The organism is Thermanaeromonas sp., from assembly GCF_021890735.1.
Taxonomy (GTDB): Bacteria; Bacillota; DSM-521; order Neomoorellales; family Neomoorellaceae; genus Thermanaeromonas.
The window spans coordinates 1-4,450 of the sequence record NZ_JAKKUR010000113.1 but is presented as its reverse complement, the minus strand read 5'-3'; the positions used below and the strand labels follow the sequence as shown (position 1 = coordinate 4,450).

Below are 4,450 nucleotides of genomic sequence, written 5' to 3'. Positions count from 1 at the left end.
TAAAGCTTCTCTAACTGTTATTCCCATCTGCTTCCACTCCACATTTCGGCCCGTCCCTACCCACCACAAAATAACATATAGTTCAAGGGCTCGTAATACAATAAGCCGAAAAGAAAAGTCTGATTCATAAGTGAAACCCTGCACCAGGATATATGGCCTAAAACACGTAACTTAGTTGGTCAAGCCTTGGACAGGAGGCGGGATCCGACCTTTTCGCCGGACAAACTTGTCAGAGGAAAACGGGCGTACCGGGATTATAGGACAACCTCCCAAAAGTCCTCCGAAATTTACATAATCTCCCACCTGTTTCCCCGGCACAGGTATAATCCTCACAGCGGTAGTCTTATTGTTGATGACACCGATGGCTACCTCATCTGCTATAATAGCAGCCAGGGTTTCCGCACTGGTGTCACCTGGAACTGCAATCATATCTAGGCCTACCGAGCAGACGCTGGTCATGGCTTCTAGCTTATCCAGGGAAACAGCACCCTCACTTGCCGCCCTAGCCATACCAGCGTCTTCACTGACAGAAATAAACGTTCCGGACAACCCACCTGCATACGTAGAAGCCATAAGTCCTCCCTTTTTAATTGCATCGTTTAATAAGGCCAAGGCAGCCGTAGTCCCGTGAGTACCACACCGTTCCAAGCCCATGGCTTCCAAGATCTCCGCAACACTGTCTCCTGGTGAAGGACTGGAGGCTAGGGATAAGTCAACGATTCCAAAAGGCACCCCTAAACGTTCAGCCACCGCTCGACCTATTACTTCCGCCAGCCGCGTGATTTGAAAGGCTGTTTTCTTAAGTATTTCTACCAATTCCCCGAAATCCGCTTCGCCTGCCTGGGACACTGCCCTCCTAATTACTCCTGCTCCCGCTACTCCTACATTAATCGTACATTCCGGTTCCCCTACCCCATGGAGCGCCCCAGCCATGAAGGGATTATCCTCGGGCACATTGCTGAAAACTACTAACTTAGTACACCCTAAACCCTCCTGTTCCGCCGTAAGGGTGGCAGTCTCTTTAATTATTTTACCCATTAAGTATACGGCATCCATGTTAATCCCGGTTTTAGTGGAAGCTACATTTACTGAGGCGCAAACCTTTTCTGTGGTAGCCAAAGCCTCAGGGATAGAATGGATCAATATCTCGTCTCCATGGGTAAAGCCTTTGTGTACTAAAGCGGAAAACCCCCCTATGAAATCAACTCCTACCGCTGTCGCCGCTCTATCCAGGGTGTGCGCATATTTTACATAATTTTCCTCGCAGGAAGATTGAGCAACAAAGGCAATAGGAGTAACCGAAATGCGTTTTTGGGCAATAGGAAGGCCATATTCTTGTCCAACTCTCTCCACCTCATCCACTAACCTACTGGCATAGCGCGTAATCTTATCATAAATCTTCTTTTGAGCCAGCTGGGGGTCGGAATCGATGCAGTCCCACAGGCTTATTCCCATAGTGATAGTACGAATGGTAGGATTGCCTTCCTGGGGTATTTTAAAAGCCTCCCAAACGTCGCTGAGCATAGATTCCACCCCCTTTTTCCGCGGTGATAGCTTTTAAAAACTCAGACACCATACCTCCCAACTTGGTGAATTCGATGAGGAAGGCATCATGGCCATAGGGAGATACAAGCTCTTTATATACAGCCCGTCCGCCGGTCTTGTTTATTATATCTGCGATCTCCTTTACCTGGTAAGGGGGGTATAGTATGTCGCTAGATATTCCTATCACCAGGCAGGGGCATTTGATCCGGCTTAGAGCTTCTTCATAGGAGCTAAAGCCCCTGCTCACATCATGGAGATCCATGGCTTTGGTAAGGTAAAGGTAGCAGTTGGCATCGAAGCGCTCGACCAATTTGCGACCTTGATAATACAGGTAGTTTTCCACTTCAAAGCGGCTTCCCAGCCGGAAAAAGTCTCCCGGCTGCCCGTTCATGACCCGCCCGAATTTAAAGGTCCAGGACTCATCACTCTTGTAAGTTATGGTACCGATCATCCGGGCTAGGGCTAAACCCCTTTCCGGCCCCGGGGTGCCGTAGTAGTTTCCGCCCTGCCAGGCCGGATCCATATAGATGGCTTCCCTCTGTACCGTATTAAAGGCTATATTCATGGCCGAGGTGCGCCCCGGTGCCGCTATAACTATCAGGGAAGAAAGAAGCTCTGGATATAGCACGCCCCATTCCAGGGCCTGCATCCCACCTAAAGAGCCGCCGATGGCGGTGACCAGCCGCTTTACCCCCAGTGCCTCCAGGAGCACCCTCTGCACCCTGACCATATCCCGCACGGTGATTACGGGGAAGTCGAGGCCGTAGGGTTTCCCTGTGGCAGGGTTCGGGGAAGAAGGGCCCGTAGTCCCGTAGCAGCCTCCCAGCACGTTAGAGCATATTACGAAATACCGGTCAGTATCCAGGGGACGGCCGGGCCCCACCATAGGGTCCCACCACCCGGGCTTTCTATCGTCCTCCCTGTGCCGGCCGGCGGCATGGGCGCTACCTGTAAGGGCATGGAGGATGAGGATGGCGTTGTCTCCCGAGGGATTCAGGCGCCCGTAGGTTTCATAGGCGACGGTGATGGGACCGAGCCTCTCTCCGCACTCCAGCACAAGCTCCCGGGGCGGGCTGGCGAAAGTATAATATTGTGTCTTAACTATCCCTACATCTCCCATGTTTTTCCCTCTTTAAAGCACAGCTTAGAACGGCTTTGCATAGCGAGCTCCAAAGCTAATTAAGGGCTTTCGGCTAATTACACGTTTCCTAAGCACCGTTACAAGCAAGCTTGGCTGAAGCTTTAAACCTTACCCGCATGCTTTCTTTAAGGCCTGGTCCAGATCTTCTATGAGATCCTCTGGATCTTCCAAACCTATGGAGAGTCTTACCATGTCTTCGGTAACTCCCGTGGCCAGTTGTTCCTCCTCCGTGAGCTGCTGGTGGGTAGTGCTGGCCGGATGTATCACCAACGACTTGGCATCTCCTACGTTGGCCAGAAGGGAAAAGAGTTTGAGATTATCGATGAACCGCCGCCCGGCCTCTTTGCCCCCTTTGATGCCGAAGGTCACGATGGCTCCCGCTCCACGGGGCAGATATTTCTTAGCCAGAGGATAGCTGGGATGGTCGGGCAGTCCGGGATAATTTACCCAGCTTACCAAGGGATGCTCTTTAAGCCACTGAGCAACATACAGCGCGTTGCTGCTGTGGCGCTCCATGCGCAGGTGCAGTGTCTCGAGCCCCTGAAGAAAGAGGAAGGAGTTAAAGGGGCTTAGGGCCGGTCCGAGGTCCCTTAAAAGCTGCGTCCGGGCCTTTACAATATAGGCCGCCGGCCCGAAGGCCTCTACGTAGCTTATTCCGTGGTAGCTGGGATCCGGTTCTACCAGCTCGGGAAACTTGCCGTTTTTCCAGTTAAACTTCCCGGAATCCACAATTATCCCGCCGATGCTTGTGCCGTGGCCACCGATAAACTTGGTCGCGGAATGGACCACTATGTCCGCTCCGTAGTCAAAGGGGCGGCAGAGGTAAGGAGTGGCGAAGGTGTTATCCACTATTAGGGGGATGCCAGCTTCATGGGCTATTCCGGCAATTTTCTCTATGTCAGGGACGTCCAGCTTGGGATTTCCGATAGTCTCTACGTATAAGGCCCGGGTTTTGTCGGTTATGGCCCGGCGGAAGTTTTCGGGATCCCCGGGATCTACGAAGCGAACTTTGATCCCGAATTTAGGAAGAGTCATGTTAAAGAGGTTATAGGTTCCGCCGTATAGGCTGGTGGCCGAAACTATTTCCTGGCCCGCGGAGGTTATGTTTAATATAGCCAGGGTTATGGCTGCTTGCCCTGAGGCCGTGGCCAGGGCTCCTACCCCTCCCTCCAGGGCCGCTACTCTCTGCTCGAAGACGTCGGTGGTGGGGTTCATTATACGGGTGTAAATGTTACCCGGCTCCCGTAAGGCGAAGAGCTCGGCTGCGTGGTCGGCATTTCTAAATACATAGGAGGTAGTCTGGTAGATGGGAACCGCCCGTGCTCCGGTAGCAGGATCCGGTACCTGGCCTGCATGGACAGCCAGGGTGGCGAAACGGTACTGCTTATTCATGGTATTCTCCTCTCCTAACTAGGATTTGTTTTTAAGTATAAAAAAGCCTCTTCGATAAGAAGAGGCAAAATTTCTTTCGCCCCTCTTATCTCTCAGAGCAATTACTGCCCTGCAGGAATTGGCACCTTTGCCTTGAGGCTGCTTTTAAGGGTGCCTCCTCAAGGCGAGGTTGCCGGGCTTCATCGGGCCAGTCCCTCCGCCACTCTCGATAAGAGTTGCAGCGCCGGTATTCCGTTGTGCAGGTCTGGTACCACTATACCTTTTCGCTTGGTTTTTGTCAAGGGAAACATTGGCTTTGGTTTATTTTGCCATACTGCTAAAATATTTCTTCAGGCCCTCCAGGATACCCTGCGCGGCTTTGGCCTGGAAAGC

The 4,450-nt window shown here is 52.1% G+C and carries 3 protein-coding genes and 1 riboswitch; all 3 genes read right to left on the bottom strand.

Features of this window, described 5'->3' with window-relative positions; all coding sequences use genetic code 11:
* Window positions 1–171 precede the first annotated feature (171 nt).
* Window positions 172–1,524, bottom strand: coding sequence for a PFL family protein (locus L5656_RS10730; RefSeq protein ID WP_297202808.1), 1,353 nt, complete (start codon window positions 1,522–1,524; stop codon window positions 172–174).
* Window positions 1,496–2,665: a homoserine O-acetyltransferase MetX gene (gene metX, locus L5656_RS10725; protein ID WP_297202806.1), complete on the bottom strand. Its 1,170-nt coding sequence runs from the start codon at window positions 2,663–2,665 to the stop codon at window positions 1,496–1,498. The genes L5656_RS10730 and metX overlap by 29 nt, the downstream gene beginning before the upstream one ends.
* 129 nt (window positions 2,666–2,794) lie before the next feature.
* Window positions 2,795–4,078 (bottom strand): homocysteine synthase, encoded by a 1,284-nt coding sequence (locus L5656_RS10720; RefSeq protein WP_297202804.1) that lies wholly within the window; start codon window positions 4,076–4,078, stop codon window positions 2,795–2,797.
* 82 nt (window positions 4,079–4,160) lie between these two features.
* A riboswitch (SAM riboswitch) is annotated at window positions 4,161–4,293 on the bottom strand.
* Between the last annotated feature and the right edge of the window lie 157 nt (window positions 4,294–4,450).

What these genes read in the sequence shown, in the direction of transcription:
- metX (WP_297202806.1), bottom strand. Translation starts at nt 2,665, where the DNA reads ATGGGAGATGTAGGGATAGTTAAGACACAATATTATACTTTCGCCAGC.
- L5656_RS10720 (WP_297202804.1), bottom strand. Translation starts at nt 4,078, where the DNA reads ATGAATAAGCAGTACCGTTTCGCCACCCTGGCTGTCCATGCAGGCCAG.
- L5656_RS10730 (WP_297202808.1), bottom strand. Translation starts at nt 1,524, where the DNA reads ATGCTCAGCGACGTTTGGGAGGCTTTTAAAATACCCCAGGAAGGCAAT.